Raw genomic sequence first — 1,170 nt, forward strand, 5'->3', positions numbered from 1 at the left:
GCACGGCGGGCAGTGACGCAGCAGCGCACGGCTGCCGCGCCAGGCAGTGAACGTGCGCCATACCATCACCGCAACGCCGCCCCCCCACAACGCCATCAGCACCAGCGACCACGACCAGCCGCTGTCCACCGGCAGGGGCTTCATCACGATCAGCGGCGTGGCTGCAACCGTCGGAGCGGCGGCCTGCGCCTGCTGCACCACCGTCACCATTTCTATTGCAGGCAGTACCGGCAGTTCCAGCGGTGCGACCCAGAACACGCCGACCACCGCCTGCAGCGCCACCAGCCACCACAGCGCGCACTGGGTGCTGGCCGGCAGCCGCCGCACGCAGCGGCACAGCAGCCACACCAGGCCCGCCAACAGGGCGGTCTGCACGCTGGTGGCCAGCAAGCGGCTGCCCAACAGTTCGAAGGTGGAATCCATGATTCAGTCCTCCCGGCGCTGCGACTGCAGCTTGCTGACCAGCGCTTCCAGTTCGGCCAGTTCGTGGTCGCTGACCTCGGCTTTCTGCGACATCCATGCCACGAACGGCGAGATCGATCCCTGCAGGGTCTTCTCGACAAAGCTGCCGACCGCACCGCTGACCACGTCCTGCTGCCCGGTGGTGGTGGTGTAGCGGTATACACCGGCGTCGTGCTCACGCTGCAGGTATCCCTTGGTGCGCAGGCGCTCCATCATCGTCAGCACGGTGGAACGGGCCAGCCCGCGGGCCTCCCCAAAGCACGCCGCCACCTCGCCGACGCTGGCCGGTTCGTTCTCTCCGATGTACTGCAGCAGGGCCAGTTCCTGGTCCCCGATGGTCTTGCGGCGCATGGCCGTCTCCGTGACTACATGTGTCGTCACGGTAGGCCTGACTACAAATGTCGTCAATAGCCCGGTCGGCACCCTGACCCCTGTCGGCTGAATGCTTCAGCTGACGGCGCTGTCGATCCGCCAGCGCGCGAACTCGCGCTCGAACTCGGCCAGGCTCAGCATGCCCATACAGGCATGGGCGCCAATCGGCAGCCCTTCCCCGCGGGCGAAGCGGCGCGCCAGCAGCACCGCGGCGAAGGTGGGAATCTCCGGGCCGTGCAGCATCGGCGCGGTCAGGTCCCAATGGACGGTGTGCTGCAAACCACCGCGTTGGCCGCGCAGGGTGATGCGCATACCGCCGAGGTCCGTGCCGAAACG

General features: G+C 67.6%; 2 protein-coding genes and 1 pseudogene. All 3 read right to left on the reverse strand.

Features of this window, described 5'->3' with window-relative positions; genetic code table 11:
* A partial coding sequence (locus JCM9942_RS16385) for a M56 family metallopeptidase (RefSeq protein WP_218185518.1) occupies positions 1-423 on the reverse strand: 423 nt, incomplete at its 3' end.
* 3 nt (positions 424-426) lie between these two features.
* Positions 427-813: a BlaI/MecI/CopY family transcriptional regulator gene (locus JCM9942_RS16390; RefSeq protein WP_054660920.1), complete on the reverse strand. Its 387-nt coding sequence runs from the start codon at positions 811-813 to the stop codon at positions 427-429.
* A 96-nt stretch (positions 814-909) separates the two neighbouring features.
* Positions 910-1,170 (reverse strand): annotated as a pseudogene (locus JCM9942_RS16395) (saccharopine dehydrogenase); the annotation flags it as partial.

It is taken from the genome of Stenotrophomonas pictorum JCM 9942 (assembly GCF_001310775.1).
GTDB lineage: Bacteria > Pseudomonadota > Gammaproteobacteria > Xanthomonadales > Xanthomonadaceae > Stenotrophomonas > Stenotrophomonas pictorum.